Source organism: Achromobacter veterisilvae, from assembly GCF_037619525.1.
GTDB classification, from domain to species: domain Bacteria; phylum Pseudomonadota; class Gammaproteobacteria; order Burkholderiales; family Burkholderiaceae_B; genus Achromobacter; species Achromobacter veterisilvae.
In genome coordinates this window covers 3,379,607-3,402,740 of sequence record NZ_CP148753.1, presented here as the reverse complement: position 1 = coordinate 3,402,740, position 23,134 = coordinate 3,379,607, and the positions used below count along the sequence as shown (strand labels likewise).

The following is a 23,134-nucleotide window of genomic DNA, read 5'->3' as shown; positions in this document are numbered from 1 at the left end:
AAACATAGTTACCAAATTGTAAGGGATTTCACCAATGCTTTTCTATCGCTTTATGTCTATAGGACCGCAAATAATTGTTAACGCCGCAATTAAACAACGTCCGGCAGCGCCGACAGACAGGTCGCCAGGTGGTAGGGCGAAGTCGAAGGCATGTCGGGGCGCACGACCTTCCCGCCCGCGTCCAGGCATTCGTACCAACCCCCGGGATGCAGGAAACGGGACCGGAAAGCGGCCAGGCCGGCGGCCAGCGCGGGCAGATCGCCCTGCACCGCCAAGACGCGCAGGTATTCAGTCTGCGCCCAGATCCTGCGGGTGTCGTCGATCACGGCGCCCGATTCATCCAGGGACGCCACCACGCCGCCCTCGTCCACGCCATGGCTGCGGGACCATTGCACGGCGCGCGGCAGCGATTCCGCCAGGTCCAGGCCTTCGAACACCGGCGCCGACCCCTGCACCAGCGACAGCCATTCGAACTGGTGCCCCGGTTCCAGCCGGTTGCCGGCCGTGCCCTGCCGCTCTTCCGAAATGCATTGCGTGGGCGCGTGCACGAAGCGGTGGCTGATGCCTTGCGCCAGGCTGCGCAGGCGTTGCGCGAACAGCGCCGGCTCCGCCACTTGCGCGGCCGCCAGATACGCTTCGGTCAGGTGCATCATCGGATTCTGCGCCGGCGGGCGCAAGGGCTGGTCCAGGTCCGCGCTCAGCGCGGCGTGATACAGGGAATCCGTGGTCTTGAAGCGCGCCTCGATGGCCGACGCCGTGGCCAGCATGAGCTTGCGCGCGTCGGCATTGCGGCTGCGGCGGAAGTACGCCGCGCAGGCCAGCACGACGAACGCGTGCGTATACAGGTCTTGGGTTTCATCGAGCGGCCGCGCCTCGGCGTCGACACTGTAGCGCCAGCCGCCATGTTCCTCATCGCGGAACACACGGCGCAGCGATTCGAAGAGCGTATCCGCGTGCCTGGCGGCGGCTGCGCCCTGCGCCTCGGAAAAGACATACAACTGGCGCGCACAGGCCATGGCGCGATAGCGCGTCGCCGGCAGCGGGGCGCCGGAAGCGGAATCCAGCGATTCGAAGGGCAGGCCCAACGCGCCATTGAATCCCTGCTCCATCCACATGGGCAGGATGACGGAATCGAAATGTTCGCGCAATGCGCGGATGTGGACCGCGAGAGTGGAATTGGTCTGTGCGGCAGTCATCTTGGAACGGCGCATGCCCGATCGGGGCCCCAGGTTTTGGAGCAGCAACGATAACCGAAATTTTCGCCGCAAATCGTTGAGCATTCTCCGTAGTTTCATGCACGCACAGACCGGTCCCGCTGATCAGTTCCATCCAGGGCAGGATGCCCTATCGGAAGATGTTTTCCTCTACCCAATTCTGCGCGAAGATCTCCGCGCGGTCGCGTGCTTCGTCCAACGAAGCGCAGTTGCCCAAGTGGGAAAACGCGGCATCCACTTCGGTGCCGCCCTCGGCCGTTACCGTCAGCAATACGCCATATCCGCCGGTATCCATGGCCGCCGTGGAAACGTCGATCAGTACTTCCTGGTCACGATGCTGCATGTGCTACCTCCCAGTCGGTTACCTAAACCGCGTGAACCACGCGTGACATTGCGAGAGCATTCTTCCCGCGCAAATGAATAGACCTGCAAACGTCACGCAAGTTCATCTTACTGGCGACGCCATGCCCGCGATATGCCGAAAGCGACCAAATCGCGCATTCTGTCTCAGGAGATTCCCGTACCCGGTGGCAAATGGTCGCAAATGCGAGAAATACTGCGAAAACATTCGCAAATTGTGCGGAATTCAGTACGGCCGGCGATCAAGACGCAACAATACCGCGGCCTTCGGACATAGCCGAGGGACGATATGCGCGCTCTGTGTTCCGGCCAGCCGGGCCTGCCGCGCCGCGCGGCGCTATCTCACGTGGATGGCGCCCGGCTCTTCCATGCGCAGGGCAAGCCTGCCCTTGCCAGTGATGAGCCAACGCCCGTCGGCGCCGGCTTCGATGCAACGCAAGGTCTCCAGCGCCGTCGCTACGTGCTCGGGCACTTCGGTCTGTTCGGCGCCCGGTTCGCCGTTGTCGGCGACGACGCGCAACCAATGACCCAGTTCGCCTTTCTGGAAACGATGCAATGCCATGCGTGACTCTCTCTAGAAGCTTCCAACGATAGCACGTCCTACGCCAGCAGCTTGGGAACGGACGACACCAGCAGGGCCACGCCCGACGCCGTCAGCAGGCCCAGCACGATGCGGCGGAAGGCCGCATCGCTGATGCCGGCGTAGACGCGCGTGCCCACTAGCGTGGGCACCAGCATCGCCGGCACGATCACGGCGAACAGCGGCAGCATGTCGCGGGTGACCACGCCCGCGTAGATGTAGCTGGCCATCGTCACGGCCAGCATCGAGAGGTTGAAGTTCTGGATGACCGAGCGCTGCACGTCCCGGTCGAAACGGCGCAAGGTGCACCACAGCGTGGGAATCACGCCGGTAAAGCCGCCGATGCCCCCCATGATCCCGCCGACCGCCCCCACCACGCCATCGGCCACCTTCCCGCCCGCCGCGATGCGCGGCAAGCGCGTCGCGAACAGCATGACCGGGCACCAGATCGCCAGCAGCCCGCCGATGCAAGCCTTGAACACCAAGGGATCCAGGTGCGGCAGCAATTTGACGCCCAGCGGAATGCCCAGCAATCCGCCCGCGACGAACGGCAGCAGACGCTTGGCCGCGAAGCCGCGGCGCACGGTGAACGCCGCCAGCAACTGCCCGGTCAGCGATCCGAACACCGCCATCGCGGCCGCGAGCCTGGGGTCCACCGTCCAGGCCCAGAACGACATGGCCACCATGCCGAAACCGAAACCGGAAAGGCCTTGCACGAAACCCGCCGTCATGGCGCCCGCCACGACCAACACATATAACGAATCCATATCCGCCGCACGCCCGCATGAAGCCGGGCCCTCCCCGGCGCCTGCCATTCTAGGGCCTGCCGGCGCCGAAAGGCGCCTCGCGCGGGCCGGGGACGATCTACGACGGGCGCAACAGCATCGGACGCCCGTAGCGGGCCGCCGCGGCGGACGCCGCGACGCTCGCCCCGATCAAGGCCAGGCCCAGCGCCAGGTCGGCCGAAATGCGTTCGTGGAAGACCAGCGCGGACACGAGCAAGCCGATCACCGGCACGCAGAGCATCGCGATCGAGGTCGCCACCGGCGGCATCTTCTGCGTCATGCCCAGCACCACGATGAAAGTGAGCGCCGTGGCCAGCGGCCCCGTGTACAGGATCACGGGCCAGGCGTCCGGCACCGCGAGGAACGCCGGCGCGCCGTCGCGCATCCAGGCCAGCGCGGCCAGCGGCACGGCGGCGATGGCGGTCTGCCACGGGATCATTTCCGCCCCCAGCCGGACGTGGCGGCTGCCGCGCAACTGGATGATGTTGCACGCCCAGGCGAAGGAGGCGCCCAGCAGCATCGCCAGGCCGATGACGGTGTGCGCCTGCCACGGGCTGAAGGCGGGCGCCACGATGACGGCGATGCCCGCGTAGCTCAGCGCCGTCGCCAGCCATTGGGCCAGGGACAGGCGCTCTTTCAGGACCAGCGAGGACAGCGGAATCACCCAGATGGAGGTGGCGTACGCGATGACGGACGCGCGGCCGGGCGCCACATACTGCATCGCCCACAAGGCCAGCGCGGTGAACGCGCCCATCTGCAGCAGCGCCACGCCCGCCACCAGCGGCAGCTCCTGGCGCGTGGGCAGGCGCAGGCGCCCCAGCAGGCCCAGCACCAGCACGCTGATCGCGGCGGCGGATCCGAAGCGGCTGGCGGCCAGCCACAGCGGGCTCATGTGCGCCAAGCCCAGTTTCATGACGGGCCAATTGCCGCCCCAGACCGCCACCGCGCCCACCAGCGGCAAAAACCTGACCCACCTGCTCTGCTGACTCATTACTGCTCGACTTACCGCATGAATATTCCGCGTTTTGGCCGAATGGCCAAACGAAGGAATAGTCTATAGGGTAAACCCCAGCACATTTCACCTCAATTCACTGCGATAAACGGCATACTCAGCACATCCGAACTGCCGATTGAAGACAACCAGGTGACTTATGCTGGAAATCAACCTAGATGCCACTGACATCCGTATCCTGAACGAACTCCAGCGCGACGCGCGCCTGACCAACGTCGAGCTGGCGGCCCGCGTCAACCTGTCGGCGTCGCCCTGTCTCGCGCGGGTCCGCCGGCTCGAGGCCGAAGGGCTGATCGACCGCCGCGTCACGCTGCTCAACGCGCGCAAGCTGGGGCTGAAGGTCAATGTGTTCATCCAGATATCCCTGGACAAGCAGCGCAAGGCCGCGCTGGACGTATTCGAACGCGAAATCGCCGTGCTGCCCGAGATCATGGAGTGCTACCTGATGTCGGGCGATGCCGACTACCTCATCCGCGCCCTGGTTCCCGACGTCGACGCGCTGGAACGCCTCATCGTCGAACACATCACCCGCATCCCCGGCGTGGCCAGCATCCGGTCCAGCTTCGCGCTGAAGCAGGTGCTCTACACCACCGCGGTGCCGCTCTCCTGAAGCGCCCCGGCCAATTCCGCCCGCCGCTTGCGGGATCGTCCGGGCCAGCCCACAATGAAAGCGCCGCGCGGGCCGCCGAGCCCGCGCCGGCCTCCCTCCCATCGTCTAGCAAGGAGCACACCATGCCTGAAACCGACTGGTTCCCTGGCGGCACGCTACCCGATCGTCAGGGCTACTTCGAAGTGGAATACGACACGGGCGAAACCGAAATCACGCGCTACGGCATATTGGGCTGGGAGCCCGAGGAGAACCGCGGCCGGATCAGGCGCTGGCGCGGCCTGGATCCGAAAATAGAAGCGGCCGAAATGCAGCGCGAAAGCGCCGTGCGCAACAACGGCGACTCGCTGATCGGCTGAGCCGCCGGCACGGCAAAACGAAACGCCGCGGAGGAAATCCGCGGCGTTTCGCTTTTACGGGCAAGGCCCGATCAGAGATCCAGCTTGGAGATCTTCGTGCCGGCCAGCGACACGCCCGCCATCAGGCCGCCGTTGTTCATCACGAACCCCACGACCGGCTGCTGGGCGGTATTCGTATCGATGCGCCCGTTGGCGCCGATATTGACGACCGCGACCGTGGCGTCTGCGCCCACGGTCCAGCCGCTGCTGTTGCGGAACTTGTTGAGCGCCTCGTCGGTCATGAACAGCAACACCATGGCCTTGGATTGCGCGCCCGCCTGGAATCCGATCGAACCCGCCGTCGTGCTGTAGTAGCCGGCGTTCGCGCCGCCCACCTTCAACACGCCCTTGCCATGTTCCGCGCCGACGATGAAGCTGCCGCTCAACACGTCGGGAAAGACCAGCACGCCCTTGGCGCGCGCGACCAGGTCCTTGGACTGGGGCGAAGCTTCATAGAGCTTGCCCAGCGTCGCATCGGCCGCGCTGCTGAGGGACTGGCGCTGCTCGCTCGCGGTCGCGGCGGACTTGGGACTGGTGGTGGTGCAGCCGGCGAACAGCAGGCCGGCCGCGCCGATCGTCACGGCGGCCAGGCCGGCGCGACGCAAGACAGGAAAAGTATCAAGCATGGAACTCTCCTTGTTGTTGTCACCTACTCTACCAATGTACCGGGCAAATCCGCCAGCGCAAGGCACACGATTGTGCCAAACGAAACAAAACCTGCCGGAGGCGTCGCGCCGGATTGCACTTCCTGCTACAAAATTCCGTAGCGGGGTTCGCCCGTGGACTCGTCGATCGATACGATGCCCGACAGCACCAGTTCGGCATGGCGCAGCGCAATCCCCGCGTCCGCGAAGGTCACGAAGCGCGGCAGCGACCAGCGCCGCGGAACATCGTCCGCGGCCTCGGCCCGGCAGACGGCGACCTCGATCGCCAGCACGCCGTCGTCCAGCCTGACGACCTGGCATTCCACCTGGAAGCCATCGATCTGACGCCGCGGCCACGCGCCCATGCCACCCTCCTGAAATGTGCTCATCCGGGCGCAATATGCCAAAAATAAATCGCCTTGGAAAGCAATGTTTTCAAGGGGTAATCAAGCACTAGAACAGCTAGTGCGAGCGCATCTTGCAAGCGCCGAAAACGCCCCGATCCAGCCGTTTTTCAGGCCGTTGCGCGCCGGCCTACTCGCCGCCCGGAGACCGTATCCATTGCGCGTCCCACAGTCCCTCGCCGCGTTCGAGCGCATCGCCCAGCGCCTGCTTGCGGCGCTGGGCCACCGCCGCGAGCAGCGCATTGCAGACGGAGAACGCCGCCGTGTAGGAATCGAAGGGCGAGGCGCTGGAACTGCGCGCGACCAGCACATGGTGCGCCGAGGCGGCGGCAGGCGCCGAAGCCGAGTCCGTGATCAGCACCACCTTGCCGCCGCGCTGCCGGAAATACTTCACCGCGCCGGCCGTGGCGACGGAGTAGCGCCTGAACGTGAACGCCAGCAGCACGTCGGCCTCGTCGATCCAGAGCAACTGGTCTTCGAGCGACAGCGGGCCGGCCGCCGCCATCGGCTTCACGGCGGGCAGGCACATGTTCAGGTAAAGCGCCACGTGGCTCGCCAGCGGCGCGGCCTGCCGGAACCCCAGCACGTGCACCCTGGCCTTGCGCTGCGTGAGCAGGCGCACCGCCGACTCGAAGGCCGCCGCGTCGATGGACGCGAACGTCTCCTTCAGGTTGTGCAGGTCATGCAGCAAGGCGTTGTTCAGGCAGGCGCGCGCCGAAGGGTTGTCCGCGCCGACGGCATCGGCGCGCTCGCCGGGCGAGGCCAGCCGCGCCGTCACTTCCGAACGCGCCTCCATCTGCGCCTGCGCATAGCTTTCGTAGCCCAGCTTGGCCAGCAGGCGCACCACCGTGGACGGGCTGGTTCCCACCTTCTTCGCCAGCGCCGTCGCCGATTCCAGCAGGCCTTGCGGATAGCGCGCCTGCATTTCCTCGACCAGCAGGCGCTCGGTCTTGCTGAGTTTCCTGCCATAGCTGGCGATGCGCTGGTTCAAATTCATAGGTATGGACAGGCCCTAGGTGATAACCCCAAATCTCACAACGCGCATTGCATCTTATATTTCAATCTGCAATCTTCATTGCAAAGTAGACCAAACACGCCATCCCCACAAGAGGCTTTCAGGACGGCATGCCACCATCCCTGGAAACAGCAGGCGTCCCGCCCCTCGAAGCGCAGACGCCCCAACAGTTCACCGCCATGATGTCCGAGCGCCTGGCGTTGTACAAAGACCTGATCGACCGCGCCGGCATCCGTCCTGAATAGGCCCGACCCTGATGAACACTCCCGCTTTCGAACCCGACACCGCTCCGCTGGAAGTCCTGCCGCGCGACCTCGCGGCCTACCGCGAGGGCAACGTCGGAATTCCCTACGTCCATCGTTTCGAGTCGGGCCTGCCCGGCCCGCACGTACTGATCAACGCCATCACCCATGGCAACGAAATCTGCGGCATGGTGGCCGCCACGCACCTGCTGGACAGCGGCGTGCGGCCCAAGATCGGCACGCTGACGGTGAGCTTCGCGCACGTCGAGGCCTACCAGGCCTTCGACATCGGAAACCCCTATGAAAACCGCCAGCTTGTGCACAACCTGAACCGCATCTGGTCGGACGACATGCTGGACGGACCGGAAGACAGCCCCGAACTGCGCCGCGCCCGGGAACTGCGCCCCGTGCTGGACGCCGCCGACTATGTGCTGGACATCCACTCCACGCGCGCGCCGGTGCAGCCGTTCTGGGTCTACACGGAGATGGACCGCAACACCGCGCTCGCCAGCGCCGTCGGCGCGCCGGAAGTCCACCTCGTGATGCCCCCGGGCATCTTCCCCGGCACGGGCGTCATGGGCTATGGCCGCCACGGCGATCCGGAATCCGACAGCGGCGGCTCGCTGGTGGTCGAATGCGGCCAGCATTTCGCGCAGTCCGCCGCCGCGCTCGCCACCGACGTCACGCTGCGCTTCCTGGCGCACCTGGGCCTGATCGACGCCCCGGCCGGCACGGCGCCGCCCCCGGCCCCGCGGCGCTATCGCCTGCTCGAAGTGCACATGGTGAAGTCGCCGGACTTCACCTTCACGCGCCCGGTCATCGGCTTCGAGACCTTCGGCAAGGACGAACTGATCGCCATGAACGGCACCGAGGAAATCCGTTCGCCCTGCGACGACTGCACGATCTTCATGCCGACGCGCATGCCCATCGTCGGCCGCGAAGCCGTGTACCTGACCGTGGCGGTCTAACGGGCCTGCCGGCAGGCGCCCGGCCCGCGGTCCGTCAGAGGTCCGGGATCAGGCGCTTGCCCAGGCTGATGACCTCGTCCTGCTGGAATCCCAGCGTTTCATAGAAATCCTTCACCGCGATATTGCCGGACCGTATCAGCAGGTTGATCTTGGGGCAGCCCATCTCCAGCAGCTTGCGTTCGACGGCGCGCATGAGCGCCGTCGCATGGCCGCGGCGCTGGTGCGCCGGCGATACCGCCAGGTAATTGATCCAGGCGCGGTGGCCGTCGTAGCCGCCCATCAGCGTCCCGACGATCGCGCCGTCCGCCTCTCCCACCAGGAACAGGTCCGACTGCACCGTCAGCTTGCGGGCGATGTCCTTCTGCGGGTCGTTCCACGGGCGCGTCAGGCCGCAGTCGCGCCACAACTGGATGATCGCGGCTTCGTCGGAAGGATGGTAGGGCCGGATGGCGATATCTTGAGAACTCATGCTTCGTTCCTTGGTAGGGGAAACGAAAGCCTTGCGATACGCCTCGATAGCGGGAAGAACGGCCGGAAACAGAAAAGCCACGAGGGGTATCGTGGCTTTCGGGGAAAAGCGCTGAAGATTCAGCGCGGATGCGACCAGCCACTCAACGCAGGCGTCGAGTGATTCGTCGGTTGGAGGCGCCGGACAACGGCGCGAAATGCGGGGCTTCCATGAACGCAAGCATACAGGAGGCCGGCGCGGCCGCCAACAGGCCGCCAGCCGCAGCGCCGCTCTCAGGCCAGGTCGGGCGCCGGCAAGGTCCCCTCCATGACCGCCACGGCCTGGCCCGCCACGCCCGCCCACACACCGTCGGCCCGCGGCTCGGCGTGGGCCGACAACAGGCTGGCGCGGCCCATGTCCACGCCCTGCCCGACGCGCAGGCGCAACACGCCGTCGCCGCGCAAAGCGGCGCGCAGCGCCGTCATGGCCGCCGTCGCGCTGCCGGTGGCGGGATCCTCCGTCATGCGTCCGGTGAACATGCGGGCCTGGACATCCGTCCGCGGATCGCCCGCGGTGTCCGTGGTGTAGGCATAGATGGATTTGGCGCCGTCCAGCGGCAGCATGGCCGCGTAGCCCTCCGAGTCGGGCTCGGCGCGCCGCAGGGCATCGCGGCTCGCCAACTGCACGACCAGGAACGCCAGGCCGACCGACACCACCTGCGGCGGATGCTCGGACGTGTCGATGTCCGCCACGCCGAGCTTCAGCGCCCGCGCCACCGCCCCAACCGGCGCCACGCCGCCGCGCGACAGCGGTTGCGGCGCCAGCAGTTCCGCTCCCTCCACGCCCTGCGCGCCCGCCCGCAGCGCGATGCGGACCAGGCCCGCCTCCTCTTCGAACACGAAGGCATCCGGCACGGGCCGCCCCGCCGCCTGCCACTCGCGCGCCAGCACCACCGCCGTGCCCACGTTCGGATGCCCGGCGAACGGCACCTCCCGGTCGGGCGTGAAGATGCGCACCCAGGCCGTATGCGCGGCATCGCGGGCGGGCAGGACGAAGCTGGTTTCCGAATAATTGAATTCGCGCGCGATGCGCTGCATCTGCGCGGCGGCGAGCCCCTCGGCGCCAAGCACGACCGCCAGCGGGTTGCCGCCATAGGCGCGGTGGGTGAAAACATCGGCGGTGACATAACGGTAGCGCATGGAGCATCCTCTCGATCCGCGCGGACGTGGCGGCGACCCGGAAAGTGTGCGGCGCGGGCGCTCCGCCCGCCAGGCACAGAGCCGCGGAATCGGAGCCGTAACAGCAGGCCGCCAAGGCCGATTCGGCCATCGATTCTTCGATCGCTTTGTGTCTCATGGCCGTTGACGGCCGGGCAAATGCGAGCGAGCTGTTTGCGCATTGCCGGCCCGCGCGCGAAACGGCTAGACTGTGGCCAAAAACCGCAAACCGGCTTGGCCGCAAGCAAACCCGGTTGCGCACCGCAGGAACCCTCGATGGCCAACGCGCATACCTATTTCCAGAGCCGCTTGCCGCCCGGCGAGCTTGCACGCATCCTGCTGCGCCATGAACGGTTCTTCCTGGAAAACGTCGGCGACATGGGCGAAACCGTGGCCGCGATCCAGCAGCATTGCCGGGCGCATGGCCTGACCAGCCAGGTACGCAAACAGCCCTGCAGCCCCGGCCTATCGGGCTGGGACCTGCTTTTTCTTCTGCCCAACTGGATCGGCACCCTGGCGGCCGCGCTCCTGTCCGCAAGCGCCCTGGCCGGGCCGCGTGCCGACTTGATCATCACCCTGCGCAGCAACAGCCTGCTGGAAGTCTGCTACCGCCGGTCCACCGCGCGCGCTTGACGCAGCGCATCTCGCCGCCCGCGCCGGCGCCGTAAACTATCCCATATATGGGGATGCTCACAATGAGAGACAGAGCTGTATACGCGGGTGAACTCAGCGTCGACGACGCGGTGCGCCTGGCTCGGACCTGGGCGGCCGCGCATCACGCGGATGCGGACCGAAGCCGGAACTTCGCCGTCCAATGGCACCGGGACGCCCTTCCCGCCGACAGGCGCGCCGACGCCTTGCTCCGGGACCTGGAATTCTTTTTCCAGGCGTCCTCCAAGGACGCCGCCTATTGGCAGTCCGTCGGCGACTTCTCCGAAGAAGCCACCGGCGTCTGGGGAGTGCAGGCGCTCAAGGCCCTGGCCGGCCTGAACTTCATCGGATTGCTTGCGGCGGCCGTTCTTTTCGCGGCGCGCGGCGGCTCGGCCTACACGGCCGGCGCGGCCGGCGCCTGTGTCCTGTTCCTGGCGGGAGCGGTCCTGGCCTATCCCGCGCTCAGGCTTATCCGCATCTCGCGCGCCAGCGCCAATGCCGCCGCCACCCAAAGCCGCGAAGCCGGCAGCGCGTCGACATGGGAACAGCTACGGTCCGCCAACGACGCCAACCCCAACGTGGGCCGCAAGGAACGGAAGCTCGCGGTCCGCCTGGCCGTGGCCATGGCCGCAGCCGCCACCGCCGGCTGCGCGCTGCTCGTCACCGCGGTGTGGTTCTAGCGCCCCGCGCCCGACGCTCGCGGCAAGCCGTCCAGCAATGCCGGCCATGCCTGCTCCCAGCAGCACCGATGATCGAAGTCCGGAACGACGACGATCTCCGGTTTGCCGCCGGCGGGGAAACGGCTGGCGTACGACCGCGCGATGCCCTGCGGCATGACCCGGTCCCTGGCGCCCACGTAATGCCGCTGCGGTATCGCCGACAGCGCCCGCCACTCGTCGGCGGGATTCAGCGAGCCGCGCAAGGGGCTCAGGCCCAGGTCCGTAGTCCAGGATTGCGGGTCCAGATTGCCGGCCACGGTAATCAGGCGCGCGACGTCGGAGCGCCGCGCGGCAAGCAGCGCGGCCACCGCGCCGCCGCCGGAATAGCCCACCAGTTCGATCCGCGTGGCGCCATAGCGCGCTTTCAACCGGTCGATGGCCAGTCCGCTGGCGGCGACGACCTCGGGCGCGAAACGCCCCGCGGTCCAGTAATGCGCCTCGCAATGGCGGCGGCTGGGCCCCTCGACGTACTGGCACGGCCTGGCCAGGTAGACCGCCTGGCGCCGCGGATCGCCGATGGCCAGCCGCAGCGCCAGCGGATCGCGCGGCGTCGGATCGAACGATGGCGTTCCGGCATCCACCCAGGCCGCCCCGTCTCCCTCGATATACACCGTCAACGTGCCGGCCCGCGACAGCCCCGGCGGCACGAACGCGGCCAGGACGAACGCCCCCGCGTCCATTTCCAGGCCTTGCCAGCCCGCCTGCTGCGCGACCCGCGCGGCGGCCTGCCGCCGCTCCTGCACGGCCGTGCCCGCGCAGCCCGCGATCAATGCGCAGGCCAGCAGGACGGCCGGCAAGCGCATCAGAACGCCCAGCGGACGTTGATCGACGCCGTCTGGGCCGCCAGGCCGCTGCGGGCCTCCAGGTCATAGCGCGCCGTGACCTGGGTGTTTTCCGCGGCCTGGAACGCCAGGCCCAGGCCCGCGCGGCCGATCCAGCGCGCCGGCTCGACGCCCGGCGTCTGGAAGGCGGCGCCGCCGCCCACATAGCTGGAGGCGATGCTGTTGCCTTCGCCCAGCATGTCATAGCCCACGCCCAGGCTGGCCGTCAGCGAGGCGCGGTCCGTCAGCCGGTGCTGCAACTGGCCCTCGACCATGGCGATCAACTGTTGGCTGGTCTGCGAGCCCACGCGCAGGTTCAGCGCGCCGGCGCCCCGTTCCGTGTACGACTCGCTGTGAATGCGGAAGTAGTCCGTGCGCAGCGACGGCGTGAAGCTCGTGTCCTCGCCGACCTGGAATCCGCGCCCGATCGCCGCGCCCAGATGCGCGGTCGTGCTGTCGAAATCCGACTTGGCCGTGCGATCGAGTCCGCCGAAACGCATCGAGCGCCGGCCGTCATTGCGGTTGATGCCCACGTCCGCCTGCCAGCTCACCCAGGCATTCGGCCAGGCGCCGAGGCCGTGGCTGCCGTAGGCGAGGAGCTGGTAGGCGTCGATGTCGGCGCTGTTGGTGTTCGCCGTGGACTTGCCCTTCACGTCGGATCTCGCGTAGGCAAAGCCCATGCCCAGGCGGCTGGCTTCCCCTACCTTCGCATCGGCGCCGAGCACGAAGCCATAGGTATCGGCCCGATAGCCGGCCATGCCATTGCGGTTGTCCTGATCGGCATACGAAGCCAGCGGCTTGAACCACACGTTCTTGTCGGCAAGGAATCCTTCGCCGGACGACAGGCCGGTCATGCCGTTCTGCCGGGCCTGGACCACGCGGCTCACGCCTTGCATGCCGCTGACCGACACCTGGTTCAGGCTGGCGCTCATGAGCGGCAGCGTCTGCGCGACGGCGTCGGCCACCTGCTGCTGGCTGCCCAGCCTGCCGAATGCGCCCACCACAGTGGCCATGTCGCCAGTGTTGTCGCCGCTTGCCAGCAGGCCATCGAGCACTCGCGCGGCCCCCAGGCCCTGGCCGAAGCCCTGCGCCGCGACCCGGTTGGAGACCGCGCGGCTGGGCGCGCCGGAATTCACGGGCGAACCGCCGCCCGAACCTTCGTCCACGACGGTGCGCAGGTCTACCGTGCCATCGGCATTGACGATGGTCTTGAAGTTGAACAATTCGCTGTTGTCCGTCGTGACGAAGGTGCGATCCGTCGCTTCCAGCGTGGTGGCGCTGATCACCGAGGCCAGGGTTTTTCCGTTGCCCAGCGCGTCGCCGTTAAGCACGTTGACGAAGAGCCCCGTGCCGTCCTCGAAGCTGGCCCTGCCCTGGACCGCCAGCCGCCCGTACAGCGGCATACCGAGAAGACTGGACACGCCCACCTCCAGGCTGGCGCCGCGCGACTGGACGTAATCGCCCTTGATGGTCGTGGTGGCGCCCGGAAGCACGTAGACCTGGCCCTGGTTGCTGAAAGGCCTGGCGCGGCTTTCGAACTCATAGAAGGACGTGCTCAGCCGGGCGCCCGAGGCGACGGTGAAGCTATCGACCGCGAAATTGTTCTCGGCATTGAATTTGCCCTTGACCACGACCGAGCTGTCGGCGCCGCCCGAGACCAGGCCGGTCACGCGGCTCGCGTCGCCTTCCAGGCGCAGTTGCGCGGAACCCAGTTGCACATTGCCCTGGATGAGGCCGTAGTTGGAGATGCCGTTGGTAATGGTGCCCAAGTTGACGATCGCATCCGCGGTGGGAAACGGCGCAAAGGCGACGAAGCCCAAAAGCGGGACGGCCTCGATCGTGCCGCGGTTCACGATCTCGTCGATCGTGCCGGTAGCGCTGTTCGTGATGGTGGCCGAACGGCCGGAGATCGTGCCGTCGTTCACCAATTGGCCGATATGGCCGTCATTGCCGATGGCGGCGGCCGAGCTGTTGATCGTGTCGCTATTGACCAGGTTGTCGATATTGCCGCCGGACCGGTTCTGGACCGCGTTTCCTCCCCAGGCGTATATCGTGCCGCGATTGTCCAGGGTGCCGATTTGCACGTAGTTGTCAATGGCAATAGCCTCCGGGCCGGTCGCGCGGATTTCGCCCGTATTGGTCAGATCGCCGATATTGCCCAGGTTCGCCATGGCGAATCCGCCCACGTTGGCTTGGATAACGCCCCGATTGACTATCGTCATATTAGTCATGCCCATGGCCACGACGGCGCCGAACGCGTCCGTCTTGATCGACCCGCTTTCCGTGACGGTCAGCGTCGCATTGTCGGCCAACTCGCACGTCGAGGTCTGCGCATCCGTGATGGTCGTCGTCCCGCCGCCGCAAAGCGATGCGGCGCCTGCCGCCGTGGGGACCAGGCCGTGCAGCGCCGCCGCGACGGCCGAGGCCAGGATGGCGCCCGCACGGGCCCGGGGAAGCAGCCGGAAAGCGGTCTCGGCCTGGGACGGGGAACAGTATCGGGTCTTCTTGTTGCGGGTGCTGCGTGCCTGGGCCATGCGGTTGCTCCGGTTCTTGGCATCTCCGGCTGAACAGACCTGTACTCGCCGGATAGCGCGTAATTCTTTTCAACCGGAATAACAATTTGTAAATAGTGTTTCAAGTATGCCGATTTCTATCGGATTGAAACTGAGCAAACCTGAGCGCTGTATTCGCGGCGCAACAGTCGGCCCCGACCGCCGGCCGGGTCAGGGAACCGGGCGATAGGACAAGCGAAGCCGGAACGTCACCGGCTCGTCCCCGCCCATGCGGACCAAGGCCACGGATCCTTCCAGCCGGGCAGCGATCTGGCGCACCAGATAAAGCCCCAGGCCCGCGCCGGGACGCAGTCTGGCGTTCTGCCCGCGGTAGTACTTCTGGAACAGCCGCTCCCATTCCGGTTCGGGAATACGGGCGCCCGGATTCGACACCTCGATGCGCACGGTCTCGCCCTCCGCCCGGACGGCGACGCGGACCTGGCCGTCCTCGGGCGCATGGCGGTCCGCATTGGCCAGCAGATTGCGCAAGGCGATGCGCAGCAGTCCGGCATCGCCGCGCATGAGGCCTATCTCCGGGTCCACCTCGCAATGGACGCGGCCGGACGGAAACGCCTGCTCCAATTCCGCCAGCATGGCGCGCAAATCGCAGGCGTCCTCCTGCGGCTCGCTGCGAAGCTCGCGGATGCGGTCTTCCGTCAGATACTCGTCCACCAGCGCCAACAGGCGCAGCGACGCATCCTGGATGTTGTGGCACCGCGCCTGGTTTCTTTCCAACGGCGCGCTCTGCAGATTGCGGCCCAGTTGCTGCGCGGACGTTCCTATGATCGCAAGCGGCGTGCGGAATTCATGCGACACCATCGCCACGAAGTCGCGCTGTTCGGCCATGACCTGGCGCTCGGCGTCCAGCGCCTGGCGCAATTCGCCTTCGACGCGTTCCCGGCGCCGCATTTCATCCGACAGGTCGACGGTGCGTTCCGCCACCTCCACCTCCAGGCGCTGGCTGTGTTCGCGGGCCAACTGGGCGGCAAGATTGGCCTGCCGAAGCTCGCGCGCGCGCCGGCTGCGCTCGTGGCCGCCGATGATGATGAAGCTGAGCAGCAGCATGTGCACCATGGTGCCCAGCAACGAGGCGTGCTCGGTGAACGCGTTGACGGGCAGGACGCGCAGGTTGCGCAAAAAACCGATCACGACGCCCGCGTAGAACACGCCGAAGACCGGCAGGAAATACCGCGCCGGCCGCCATCCGCGCCACAGCAGATAAGCCGCCAGGGCGGACAGGATCGGGATCAGCGCAAGCGCGGTCAACTGCACCGGCTGCATGCCCCACGCGTAGTGGCCCGACAGGATCAACGCCACGCACACGGCCGCGATGCCCCGGCAAACCAGGCTCATCCAGCGGGCCAGCCGCGGATGGCAGCGCGCAAGCTCCAACTGGCGCAACGCCACCGCCACCGCGATGGGCACCGCGCAGGCCATGCCCACGCCCAGGAGCCGGTCGCTCCAGGCCACGGACAGGCCGCTCAACTGCTGGATCAGCCCCAGCGAAAGCACCTCGTTGAACACGCAGCTTCCGATGTACGCCAGGAACAGCCCGCTCATGGGCGCCCGCGTCCCCAGCCAGAAAATGGCGTGCATGCCGATGAGCAGCAGATAGAAGCCGGCGTACAGGCCGAACAGCAATCCTTCCCGGCGGGAACGGTTGTCGAAGGCGGAGCGCTGCCAGACTTCCAGCCGGCTCATCATCGCGTTCTTGCTTTGCAGCCGCAGCAGCACGACGTGCCGCCCTTCGGCCGCGGGCGTGAAGAGGAACGTCGGACTGCGGAAATCCACGGGCCATTCCTCGCGGTCGACGTTTTCCCCGCTGTGTCCCAACAATGCCCACGCCCCGTCCGGCCGCTGGACATGCACTTCCACGTCATCGAGCAGCGCATTGCCGAGGCGCAGCATCCAGCCGTCCGGCCGCGCCTGTTCCACGTCGAGCGTCAGGCGCAGCCAGACCGTCGCCGGCGTGAAACCCGCATTCAGATTGCCCGGCAGCGCCGACCACGTTTGCGCCGCGTCGGCCTGGGCCGCGTCCAGCACGCCCTCCGGGTCGTCCAGGCGCTCCAGATAACCGGCGGTATCATGCAAGGAAGATTGCGCATCCAGACGCAACACGGCCGCCGCCGCCGGCAGGGTCGCCCCCATCGCGATGGCGATGAGCAACCCCCAGGCGAGCCGCCGAAATACGGAATCGAAACTGCGGAGCTGTTTCATCGGACCGGACAGGAAGGGGAAATTCATGGTGGGCGTGATTGTGCTTGAAGACGAACCGGTGCTACGGCAGGAACTGGGGGATTTTCTGGCCGATTTAGGCTATGCGCCGCTGTGCCTGGCCAACCTGGAAGCGTTCGAGCAAGGATTCGATCCCGTCCGCCACCGGCTCGCCATCATCGACATCGGCCTGCCCGATGGCTGCGGCCTCGAACTCATCCAGCGGCTTCGCTCGGCCGGCGAGCCGGTCGGCATCATCGTCTTCAGCGCGCGCAACACCAGCGCGGACCAGGTGCGCGGGCTGACAGTCGGCGCCGATCATTACCTGGGAAAAGGCTCGGACCTGGACGTGCTCGCGGCGACGCTGGCGGCGCTGGCGCGGCGGCTGGACCTGCGCGCCCCGCAAGCCCCGCGCCAGCCCGACTGCTGGCGGCTCGACCTGCGCCCGCGCGTTCTCCACATTCCGGGCGCGCCGACCGTGCCCTTGTCGCAGCAGGACGCCGTCGTGCTGTCCTGCCTGATGTCGCGGGCCGGACAAAACGTCGCCCGCTGGGAAATCATCGAAGCGCTGGGCGAAGATTATTTGCAGTATGACCAGCGCAGGCTGGACACGCAGATGTCGCGGCTGCGGCGCCGGATCGGATCGTTGAGCGGCCAGGCCTTGCCGGTGAAGACCGTGCGCAATAGCGGATTCTGTTTTTACCAGGCCGCCGAAGTGCTGAAGTAGTACTGAAGTAAACGCACGAAAATGAAAAAGGCCGTCAGTGATTTCTCACTGACGGCCTTTTGAACTGCTGGTCGGGACGGCGGGATTCGAACTCGCGACCCCTTGCACCCCATGCAAGTGCGCTACCAGGCTGCGCTACGCCCCGAAAGAAAAAGAGTATAGCAGAACAAAAAAATGTTTGCACGCATTCGTGCAAAAAAAGCGCTGAATACTCAAAAAAATTTGCGCTCCGTGTGCGCCGATCGCATCAAACAGATGCTTGCGGCTGCGCGGAGCGCAAGGTGCCGATGCCGGCAACGCGCCGCGCTTTCAGCGCGCGCATTGCCGGTACTGCATTCAATCCATGTGCCGAAAAAAAAGCGGCGCAAAGCGCCGCTTCGCGCCGGGCTCAGGCCGCCGGCGCCGCGCTGGCGTTGCTTGCGCCAGAGGCATTGGACGCGGTGCCCAGCGCTTCGGCCAGCATCGTCGAGACGTTGCCCAGTTCGTTGCGCAGGGCCTGCATTTCGGCGCCGGACAGACGCACGGCCGCGTCCTGGTCATGCGGCATGTCGCGTGCGTCGCCCAGGCGATTGCGCGCGCCGCTGATCGTGAAGCCTTGCTCATACAGCAGGGAACGGATGCGACGGATCAGCAGCACTTCGTGATGCTGGTAATAGCGGCGGTTGCCGCGCCGCTTCACCGGCTTGAGCTGCGTGAATTCCTGTTCCCAATACCGCAAGACATGGGGCTTGACGCCACACAGGTCGCTGACTTCACCGATGGTGAAGTAACGCTTGGCGGGAATGGGCGGTAAGGTAACGGTGGATTCAGTACGTGTCATAAGAGAATTTTATGCCGCGATACGTCAAAGGCCGATAACAATTGCCGACAAAGCGTATCACTCCTCGGCGTCGTCGGATGCAGCGGGCGCCGCCTGCTCCACCACATTCTTGAGTTTTTGACTCGCATGGAAAGTAACCACGCGGCGGGCGGCGATGGGAATGGTCTCGCCGGTCTTGGGATTGCGGCCGGGACGCGGCGGTTTGTCGCGCACCTGGAAATTGCCGAAGCCCGAGAGCTTCACGGAATCTCCGCGCGCCAGGGCGTCGCGGATTTCCTCGAAGAAAGTATCGACGATGTCCTTGGCTTCGCGCTTGTTCAGGCCGACCCGCTCGAAGAGCAGCTCGGCCAGCTCGGCCTTGGTCAGGGTGCGTGGCTCGACAAGCATACTGTTCCCCATGGTTCAGGCGCGCTGGCGTGCGCCATGCGCGGCCACCAAGGCATCCTTGATGCGCGCCAGGCAATCCGCCACCCGGGCTTCGTCCAGCGTGACCTCAGTGTCCTGTAGCCAGAACCGGAAAGCAAGGCTTTTCTCGGTAGCGGGCTGGCCGTCCTGGGGCTTCTCGCGCCATACGTCGAACAGGCGCACGTCCTGCACTACCGCCAGTTGCGGGTCCGCCTTGACGGCCGCGGCGACGGTGTCCAGCATGGACTGCACGGACACGTGCGCATCGACCCACAGCGCCAGATCGCGCATCACCACGGGCTGGCGCGACAGTTCGCGCACCTGCGGCAATTCGCCTTCGGACAGGACCGCGACGTCCAGTTCGAACACGACGGGCGCATGCGCCAGATCGGATTGCTGCGCCCAGCGCGGATGCAGTTCGCCGATCCAGCCAACCTGCTGGCCATCGAGTTCGATGCGGGCGCTGCGGCCCGGATGCAGCGCGGGATGGGCCGCGGCCTCGAACCGCAGGCGGCCGCCGCGCGCGCCGAACAGCGCCTCGACATCCATCTTCACGTCGTAGAAGTCCACCTGGCGCGTGGCGGCGCCCCACTGCTCTTCCACGGCCGGGCCCCAGGCCGCGCCCGCCAGCTTCAGCGGCTGGCGCACGCCGGCCACTTCCAGCGGGCCGTCCGGCGCGGATGCGTCGCGCAGGAACACGCGGCCCAGTTCGAACAGGCGCACGCGGGACTGCTTGCGGTTGGCGTTGTGGCGGATGTTGGCGACCAGGCCGCCGATCAGGCTGGAACGCATCACCGACAGGTGGCTGGCGATGGGATTGACGAGGCGGACCGGGTTGTCGTTGCCGGCGTAGTCGCGTTCCCAATCGGCCTCGACGAAGCTGTAGTTCACGACTTCCTGGTAGTCCTGCGCCGCGGTCAGGCGGCGCAGCGCATGGGCGCCGCGGCGGATCTCGGGCTGCGAGAACATCTTGGCGCGCGCCATCGGCGGCACGGCGGGAATGTTCTCGAAGCCGTAGATGCGGGCCACTTCCTCGATCAGGTCTTCTTCCAGTTCCAGGTCGAAGCGGTACGACGGCGGCGTGACGATGAAGTCGTCGCCCTCGACCGTGAACTCCAGGCCCAGGCTGCCGAAGATCTTCGCGACTTCGGCCTGCGTGACCGGCACGCCCAGCACGCGATGGCAGCGCGCCAGGCGCATGCGCACCGGCAGGCGCTTGGGCAGGTTGACGATCTGGTCGTCCAGGGGACCGGCCTGTCCGCCGCAGATGTCGACGATCAGGCGCGTGATGAATTCGATGTGCTCGGGAATCGTGGCGAAGTCCACGCCGCGTTCGCCGCGGTGGCTGGCTTCGGAGCTGAACTTGTAGCGGCGCGCGCGGCCGGCCAGCGACTCGGGCCACCAGAACGCGGCTTCCAGGTAGATGTTGCGCGTGTCCAGCGTCACCGAGGTGGCCTCGCCGCCCATGATGCCGGCCAGGCTTTCCACTTGGTCGCCCGCCGCCACCACGCCGACCTTGGGGTCCAGCGTCACGGTCTGGCCGTTGAGCAGTTCGAGGGTCTCGCCTTCGCGGGCCCAGCGCACGCAGAGGTCGCCCTGGATCTTGTCCAGGTCGAACACGTGCGACGGACGGCCCAGTTCGAGCATGACGTAGTTGGAGATGTCCACCAGGGCCGACAAGGACCGCTGGCCGGCGCGCTCCAGGCGCGTCTTCATCCAGCCGGGCGTTGCGGCGCGGGCGTTGACGCCGCGGATCACGCGGCCGCCGAAACGGCCGCACAGATCGGGCGCTTCGACCTTGACCGGCAGGCGCTCGTCCAGCGTGACGGGCACGGCGGCGGCGGTGGGCACCGACAGCGGCGCGCCGGTCAGCGCGGCGACTTCGCGCGCCACGCCCAGGATGGACAGGCAGTCCGCGCGGTTGGGCGTCATCTTCAAGGTGAAGAGCGTGTCGTCCAGGTCCAGCGCTTCACGGATCGACAGGCCGGGCGCCAGGTCCGCGGGCAACTCCAGCAGGCCCGCATGATCCTGCGACAGGCCCAGTTCGCGCGCCGAGCACAGCATCCCCGACGATTGCACGCCGCGCATCTTGGCCACGCCGATCTTCATGCCGCCGGGCAACTCCGCGCCCACGCGGGCCAGCGGCACCTTCAGGCCGGCCGCGGCGTTGGGCGCGCCGCAGACGATCTGCAGGCGTTCGCCGGAGCCGTCGTCCACTTGGCAGACGCGCAGCTTGTCGGCGTCGGGATGCGGCGCGATCTCGACGATGTGAGCCACCACCACGCCCGTGAAAGCGGGCGCCGCGGGCACGGTGTCTTCGACTTCCAGGCCGGCCATCGTGAGCCGGTGCGCGAGTTCGTCGGTTGCGATCGGGGGATTGACCAGCGTACGCAGCCAGGATTCGGGAAATTGCATGATCAGCCGTGGGTTATTCGTTGAACTGGCGCAGGAAGCGCAAATCGCCTTCGTAGAACTGGCGCAGATCGTTGACGCCGTAGCGCAACATGGTCAGGCGCTCGAGCCCGGAGCCGAAGGCGAAGCCGATGTAGCGTTCGGGATCGAGACCGAAGTTGCGCACCACTTGCGGATGCACCTGGCCCGAGCCGGAAATTTCCAGCCAGCGGCCGCGGTTCGGACCCGAGGTGAACATCATGTCGATTTCGGCGGACGGTTCCGTGAACGGGAAGAACGACGGGCGGAAACGCACGACGAGATCGTCGCTTTCGAAGAAGCAACGCAGGAAGTCGGTGTACACGCCCTTCAGGTCGGCGAACGAGATGTCCTCGGCGATCCAGAGCCCTTCCACTTGATGGAACATGGGCGAGTGCGTGGCGTCGCTGTCGACGCGGTAGGTGCGCCCCGGCGCGATGACCTTGATGGGCGGCTTGTGCATGCGGGCGTAACGCACCTGCATGGGGCTGGTGTGCGTGCGCAGCAGCAGCGGCAGGCCGTCGGCGTCGTTCATGTCGACGTAGAACGTGTCCTGCATGGAACGCGCCGGATGGTCCAGCGGATTGTTCAGCGCGGTGAAATTGGTCCAGTCGTTTTCCACTTCGGGGCCGTCGGCCACGTCGAAGCCGATGGAACGGAAGATCTCTTCCACTCGTTCCCAGGTCCGGATCACCGGATGGATGCCGCCCGGCGCGCGGCCGCGGCCCGGGAGCGTGACGTCAATGGTTTCGGATGCCAGCCGGGCATCCAGTTCCGCCTGCGCCAGCGCGGCGCGGCGCAAGTTCAGGAGCTCTTCGACCTTTTGCTTGGCCTGATTGATCCGGGCGCCCATCTCGCGCTTCTGCTCGGGATCGAGCTTGCCCAGGGCTTTCAGCAGCACCGTCAGCGCGCCTTCCTTGCCCAGGAACCGAGCCTTTGCGTTTTCCAGCGCGGCGGCGTCGGGAGCCGCGGCGAACCGTTCTTGCGCCTGGGAGACCAGGTCGTCAACCGTCAGAGTCATGAAATCCAGCCTTCAAAACGCAAACGGGGCCATTACAGCCCCGTTTGCAGCGATGCGCGATGAGTTAAAGCGCGCGATCAGGCAGCCAAGGCAGCCTTGGCTTGCTGCACGATGGCGGCAAAGCCGGCCTTGTCGCGCACGGCCAGATCGGCCAGGACCTTGCGGTCGAGTTCGATCGAAGCCTTCTTCAGACCAGCGATGAACACGCTGTAGCTAACGCCATGCTCGCGGACGGCGGCGTTGATACGCGTGATCCACAGAGCGCGGAACGTGCGCTTCTTGTTGCGGCGGTCGCGGTAGGCGTATTGGCCAGCGCGCATGACTGCTTGCTTGGCAATGCGGAACACATTACCGCGGCGGCCACGGTAACCCTTGGCGGCGGCAATGACTTTTTTGTGACGTGCGCGGGCAGTTACGCCGCGTTTGACGCGAGGCATATTAGATCTCCTTTATCAAGCGAAAGGCATCATGGCCTTGACGGAGGCCACGTTGGAGTCATGGACCGCCGTCGAGCCGCGCAGTTGACGCTTGGCCTTGGTGGTCTTCTTGGTCAGGATGTGACGCTTGAACGCCTGACCACGCTTGATGGAGCCGCTGCCGCGAACCTTAAAGCGCTTGGAGGCGCTTTTCTTGGTTTTCATCTTGGGCATGATGATTCCCTAAACTAAAACACACATTGTTGATTTATATGACGCCAGGTGCTTGACGCGCGAACGGCCGATGAAGCCCTACGCCACGGCAAAACTTGTCTACCCGTTGCCACTTCTTGGGGTACTACTTGGGGTACTGCTTGGGGGTACTACTTGGGGCACTGCTGAGCCTGCTACTGCGGCCATCGCTGGCCAGACCGGCGCCCTGGCCGGGCACCGCTCCGCCGGAA

The 23,134-nt window shown here is 66.3% G+C and carries 26 protein-coding genes and 1 tRNA gene; 7 read left to right on the top strand and 20 right to left on the bottom strand.

Annotated features, from left to right (window positions below; genetic code table 11):
• Positions 1–89: 89 nt before the first annotated feature.
• From WHX56_RS15820 to WHX56_RS15800, 5 genes are all read right to left on the bottom strand, one after another.
• Complete coding sequence (locus WHX56_RS15820; RefSeq protein ID WP_338878322.1) at positions 90–1,196, bottom strand: AGE family epimerase/isomerase; 1,107 nt, start codon at positions 1,194–1,196, stop codon at positions 90–92.
• Positions 1,197–1,344: 148 nt separating this feature from the next.
• Positions 1,345–1,557: a hypothetical protein gene (locus tag WHX56_RS15815; RefSeq protein WP_006218759.1), complete on the bottom strand. Its 213-nt coding sequence runs from the start codon at positions 1,555–1,557 to the stop codon at positions 1,345–1,347.
• Between the two features lie 354 nt (positions 1,558–1,911).
• A complete protein-coding gene (locus WHX56_RS15810; protein WP_129244302.1) occupies positions 1,912–2,136 on the bottom strand; it encodes a hypothetical protein in 225 nt (74 codons plus the stop codon).
• A gap of 38 nt (positions 2,137–2,174) precedes the next feature.
• Complete coding sequence (locus WHX56_RS15805) at positions 2,175–2,921, bottom strand: sulfite exporter TauE/SafE family protein (protein WP_287751665.1); 747 nt, start codon at positions 2,919–2,921, stop codon at positions 2,175–2,177.
• Positions 2,922–3,018: 97 nt separating this feature from the next.
• Entirely contained in the window at positions 3,019–3,930 is a 912-nt protein-coding gene (locus WHX56_RS15800) for a DMT family transporter (RefSeq protein WP_129244297.1), read from the bottom strand.
• Positions 3,931–4,090: 160 nt separating this feature from the next.
• On the opposite strand from WHX56_RS15800, the gene WHX56_RS15795 reads away from it, so the two are divergent.
• The gene (locus tag WHX56_RS15795) at positions 4,091–4,561 is read left to right on the top strand and encodes an Lrp/AsnC family transcriptional regulator (RefSeq protein WP_102771617.1); all 471 of its coding nucleotides are present in this window, start codon (positions 4,091–4,093) and stop codon (positions 4,559–4,561) included.
• Between the two features lie 122 nt (positions 4,562–4,683).
• Positions 4,684–4,917, top strand: a complete 234-nt coding sequence (locus WHX56_RS15790; protein ID WP_129244295.1) for a hypothetical protein — start codon at positions 4,684–4,686, stop codon at positions 4,915–4,917.
• 71 nt (positions 4,918–4,988) lie between these two features.
• Here the strand turns inward: WHX56_RS15790 and WHX56_RS15785 are convergent, their stop codons facing one another.
• From WHX56_RS15785 to WHX56_RS15775, 3 genes are all read right to left on the bottom strand, one after another.
• Positions 4,989–5,582 (bottom strand): BPSL1445 family SYLF domain-containing lipoprotein, encoded by a 594-nt coding sequence (locus WHX56_RS15785; RefSeq protein WP_129244293.1) that lies wholly within the window; start codon positions 5,580–5,582, stop codon positions 4,989–4,991.
• 125 nt (positions 5,583–5,707) lie between these two features.
• Complete coding sequence (locus WHX56_RS15780; RefSeq protein ID WP_129244291.1) at positions 5,708–5,965, bottom strand: hypothetical protein; 258 nt, start codon at positions 5,963–5,965, stop codon at positions 5,708–5,710.
• 169 nt (positions 5,966–6,134) lie between these two features.
• Entirely contained in the window at positions 6,135–7,001 is an 867-nt protein-coding gene (locus WHX56_RS15775) for a MurR/RpiR family transcriptional regulator (RefSeq protein ID WP_338878321.1), read from the bottom strand.
• A gap of 128 nt (positions 7,002–7,129) precedes the next feature.
• Between WHX56_RS15775 and WHX56_RS15770 the strand changes: the two genes are divergently transcribed.
• A complete protein-coding gene (locus tag WHX56_RS15770) occupies positions 7,130–7,264 on the top strand; it encodes a hypothetical protein (RefSeq protein ID WP_338878320.1) in 135 nt (44 codons plus the stop codon).
• A gap of 11 nt (positions 7,265–7,275) precedes the next feature.
• Positions 7,276–8,229 (top strand): succinylglutamate desuccinylase/aspartoacylase domain-containing protein, encoded by a 954-nt coding sequence (locus tag WHX56_RS15765; RefSeq protein WP_338878319.1) that lies wholly within the window; start codon positions 7,276–7,278, stop codon positions 8,227–8,229.
• 34 nt (positions 8,230–8,263) lie between these two features.
• Here the strand turns inward: WHX56_RS15765 and WHX56_RS15760 are convergent, their stop codons facing one another.
• Positions 8,264–8,698 carry a GNAT family acetyltransferase gene (locus tag WHX56_RS15760; RefSeq protein WP_129244285.1) on the bottom strand — a complete coding sequence of 145 codons (435 nt, stop codon included), beginning with the start codon at positions 8,696–8,698 and terminating at the stop codon, positions 8,264–8,266.
• 272 nt (positions 8,699–8,970) lie between these two features.
• A complete protein-coding gene (locus tag WHX56_RS15755) occupies positions 8,971–9,876 on the bottom strand; it encodes a PhzF family phenazine biosynthesis protein (RefSeq protein WP_338878318.1) in 906 nt (301 codons plus the stop codon).
• Positions 9,877–10,170: 294 nt separating this feature from the next.
• On the opposite strand from WHX56_RS15755, the gene WHX56_RS15750 reads away from it, so the two are divergent.
• Both WHX56_RS15750 and WHX56_RS15745 read left to right on the top strand, forming a co-directional pair.
• Positions 10,171–10,527: a hypothetical protein gene (locus WHX56_RS15750; RefSeq protein ID WP_338878317.1), complete on the top strand. Its 357-nt coding sequence runs from the start codon at positions 10,171–10,173 to the stop codon at positions 10,525–10,527.
• A gap of 62 nt (positions 10,528–10,589) precedes the next feature.
• Entirely contained in the window at positions 10,590–11,225 is a 636-nt protein-coding gene (locus WHX56_RS15745; RefSeq protein ID WP_338878316.1) for a hypothetical protein, read from the top strand.
• Here the strand turns inward: WHX56_RS15745 and WHX56_RS15740 are convergent.
• The 3 genes from WHX56_RS15740 to WHX56_RS15730 all read right to left on the bottom strand — a co-directional run bounded on the left by WHX56_RS15740 (position 11,222) and on the right by WHX56_RS15730 (position 16,881).
• On the bottom strand, positions 11,222–12,067 hold the full coding sequence (locus WHX56_RS15740) for an alpha/beta hydrolase (RefSeq protein WP_338878315.1): 846 nt from the start codon (positions 12,065–12,067) through the stop codon (positions 11,222–11,224). The genes WHX56_RS15745 and WHX56_RS15740 overlap by 4 nt on opposite strands.
• A complete protein-coding gene (locus tag WHX56_RS15735; protein ID WP_338878314.1) occupies positions 12,067–14,619 on the bottom strand; it encodes an autotransporter outer membrane beta-barrel domain-containing protein in 2,553 nt (850 codons plus the stop codon). The genes WHX56_RS15740 and WHX56_RS15735 overlap by 1 nt, the downstream gene beginning before the upstream one ends.
• Before the next feature lie 189 nt (positions 14,620–14,808).
• Positions 14,809–16,881, bottom strand: coding sequence for a sensor histidine kinase (locus WHX56_RS15730; RefSeq protein ID WP_338878313.1), 2,073 nt, complete (start codon positions 16,879–16,881; stop codon positions 14,809–14,811).
• On the opposite strand from WHX56_RS15730, the gene WHX56_RS15725 reads away from it, so the two are divergent.
• Positions 16,880–17,578, top strand: coding sequence for a response regulator transcription factor (locus WHX56_RS15725; protein WP_129240472.1), 699 nt, complete (start codon positions 16,880–16,882; stop codon positions 17,576–17,578). The two genes, WHX56_RS15730 and WHX56_RS15725, sit on opposite strands and share 2 nt — an antisense overlap.
• A gap of 68 nt (positions 17,579–17,646) precedes the next feature.
• On the opposite strand, the gene WHX56_RS15720 is transcribed toward WHX56_RS15725, so the two are convergent.
• The 7 genes from WHX56_RS15720 to rpmI all read right to left on the bottom strand — a co-directional run bounded on the left by WHX56_RS15720 (position 17,647) and on the right by rpmI (position 22,904).
• Positions 17,647–17,723 (bottom strand) — tRNA-Pro (locus WHX56_RS15720).
• 243 nt (positions 17,724–17,966) lie between these two features.
• The gene (locus tag WHX56_RS15715; protein ID WP_129240473.1) at positions 17,967–18,398 is read right to left on the bottom strand and encodes a MerR family transcriptional regulator; all 432 of its coding nucleotides are present in this window, start codon (positions 18,396–18,398) and stop codon (positions 17,967–17,969) included.
• A 57-nt stretch (positions 18,399–18,455) separates the two neighbouring features.
• Positions 18,456–18,797 carry an integration host factor subunit alpha gene (locus WHX56_RS15710; protein ID WP_338878312.1) on the bottom strand — a complete coding sequence of 114 codons (342 nt, stop codon included), beginning with the start codon at positions 18,795–18,797 and terminating at the stop codon, positions 18,456–18,458.
• 3 nt (positions 18,798–18,800) lie between these two features.
• Positions 18,801–21,218 carry a phenylalanine--tRNA ligase subunit beta gene (gene pheT / locus WHX56_RS15705; protein ID WP_338878311.1) on the bottom strand — a complete coding sequence of 806 codons (2,418 nt, stop codon included), beginning with the start codon at positions 21,216–21,218 and terminating at the stop codon, positions 18,801–18,803.
• Positions 21,219–21,231: 13 nt separating this feature from the next.
• Positions 21,232–22,254: a phenylalanine--tRNA ligase subunit alpha gene (gene pheS, locus WHX56_RS15700; RefSeq protein ID WP_129240476.1), complete on the bottom strand. Its 1,023-nt coding sequence runs from the start codon at positions 22,252–22,254 to the stop codon at positions 21,232–21,234.
• 77 nt (positions 22,255–22,331) lie between these two features.
• The gene (gene rplT, locus WHX56_RS15695) at positions 22,332–22,691 is read right to left on the bottom strand and encodes a 50S ribosomal protein L20 (protein ID WP_006218741.1); all 360 of its coding nucleotides are present in this window, start codon (positions 22,689–22,691) and stop codon (positions 22,332–22,334) included.
• Positions 22,692–22,706: 15 nt separating this feature from the next.
• Positions 22,707–22,904: a 50S ribosomal protein L35 gene (rpmI, locus tag WHX56_RS15690; protein WP_129240477.1), complete on the bottom strand. Its 198-nt coding sequence runs from the start codon at positions 22,902–22,904 to the stop codon at positions 22,707–22,709.
• Positions 22,905–23,134: the final 230 nt, after the last annotated feature.

Bases quoted from the DNA above. Each gene is read 5' to 3' on its own strand.
- WHX56_RS15735 (WP_338878314.1), bottom strand. From the start codon at position 14,619: ATGGCCCAGGCACGCAGCACCCGCAACAAGAAGACCCGATACTGTTCC.
- WHX56_RS15765 (WP_338878319.1), top strand. From the start codon at position 7,276: ATGAACACTCCCGCTTTCGAACCCGACACCGCTCCGCTGGAAGTCCTG.
- WHX56_RS15805 (WP_287751665.1), bottom strand. From the start codon at position 2,921: ATGGATTCGTTATATGTGTTGGTCGTGGCGGGCGCCATGACGGCGGGT.
- WHX56_RS15810 (WP_129244302.1), bottom strand. From the start codon at position 2,136: ATGGCATTGCATCGTTTCCAGAAAGGCGAACTGGGTCATTGGTTGCGC.
- pheT (WP_338878311.1), bottom strand. From the start codon at position 21,218: ATGCAATTTCCCGAATCCTGGCTGCGTACGCTGGTCAATCCCCCGATC.
- WHX56_RS15790 (WP_129244295.1), top strand. From the start codon at position 4,684: ATGCCTGAAACCGACTGGTTCCCTGGCGGCACGCTACCCGATCGTCAG.
- WHX56_RS15815 (WP_006218759.1), bottom strand. From the start codon at position 1,557: ATGCAGCATCGTGACCAGGAAGTACTGATCGACGTTTCCACGGCGGCC.
- WHX56_RS15745 (WP_338878316.1), top strand. From the start codon at position 10,590: ATGAGAGACAGAGCTGTATACGCGGGTGAACTCAGCGTCGACGACGCG.
- WHX56_RS15750 (WP_338878317.1), top strand. From the start codon at position 10,171: ATGGCCAACGCGCATACCTATTTCCAGAGCCGCTTGCCGCCCGGCGAG.
- WHX56_RS15800 (WP_129244297.1), bottom strand. From the start codon at position 3,930: ATGAGTCAGCAGAGCAGGTGGGTCAGGTTTTTGCCGCTGGTGGGCGCG.
- WHX56_RS15820 (WP_338878322.1), bottom strand. From the start codon at position 1,196: ATGACTGCCGCACAGACCAATTCCACTCTCGCGGTCCACATCCGCGCA.
- WHX56_RS15710 (WP_338878312.1), bottom strand. From the start codon at position 18,797: ATGGGGAACAGTATGCTTGTCGAGCCACGCACCCTGACCAAGGCCGAG.
- rpmI (WP_129240477.1), bottom strand. From the start codon at position 22,904: ATGCCCAAGATGAAAACCAAGAAAAGCGCCTCCAAGCGCTTTAAGGTT.
- WHX56_RS15725 (WP_129240472.1), top strand. From the start codon at position 16,880: ATGGTGGGCGTGATTGTGCTTGAAGACGAACCGGTGCTACGGCAGGAA.
- WHX56_RS15760 (WP_129244285.1), bottom strand. From the start codon at position 8,698: ATGAGTTCTCAAGATATCGCCATCCGGCCCTACCATCCTTCCGACGAA.
- WHX56_RS15795 (WP_102771617.1), top strand. From the start codon at position 4,091: ATGCTGGAAATCAACCTAGATGCCACTGACATCCGTATCCTGAACGAA.
- WHX56_RS15785 (WP_129244293.1), bottom strand. From the start codon at position 5,582: ATGCTTGATACTTTTCCTGTCTTGCGTCGCGCCGGCCTGGCCGCCGTG.
- WHX56_RS15755 (WP_338878318.1), bottom strand. From the start codon at position 9,876: ATGCGCTACCGTTATGTCACCGCCGATGTTTTCACCCACCGCGCCTAT.
- WHX56_RS15740 (WP_338878315.1), bottom strand. From the start codon at position 12,067: ATGCGCTTGCCGGCCGTCCTGCTGGCCTGCGCATTGATCGCGGGCTGC.
- WHX56_RS15730 (WP_338878313.1), bottom strand. From the start codon at position 16,881: ATGAATTTCCCCTTCCTGTCCGGTCCGATGAAACAGCTCCGCAGTTTC.
- rplT (WP_006218741.1), bottom strand. From the start codon at position 22,691: ATGCCTCGCGTCAAACGCGGCGTAACTGCCCGCGCACGTCACAAAAAA.
- WHX56_RS15770 (WP_338878320.1), top strand. From the start codon at position 7,130: ATGCCACCATCCCTGGAAACAGCAGGCGTCCCGCCCCTCGAAGCGCAG.
- pheS (WP_129240476.1), bottom strand. From the start codon at position 22,254: ATGACTCTGACGGTTGACGACCTGGTCTCCCAGGCGCAAGAACGGTTC.
- WHX56_RS15780 (WP_129244291.1), bottom strand. From the start codon at position 5,965: ATGGGCGCGTGGCCGCGGCGTCAGATCGATGGCTTCCAGGTGGAATGC.
- WHX56_RS15715 (WP_129240473.1), bottom strand. From the start codon at position 18,398: ATGACACGTACTGAATCCACCGTTACCTTACCGCCCATTCCCGCCAAG.
- WHX56_RS15775 (WP_338878321.1), bottom strand. From the start codon at position 7,001: ATGAATTTGAACCAGCGCATCGCCAGCTATGGCAGGAAACTCAGCAAG.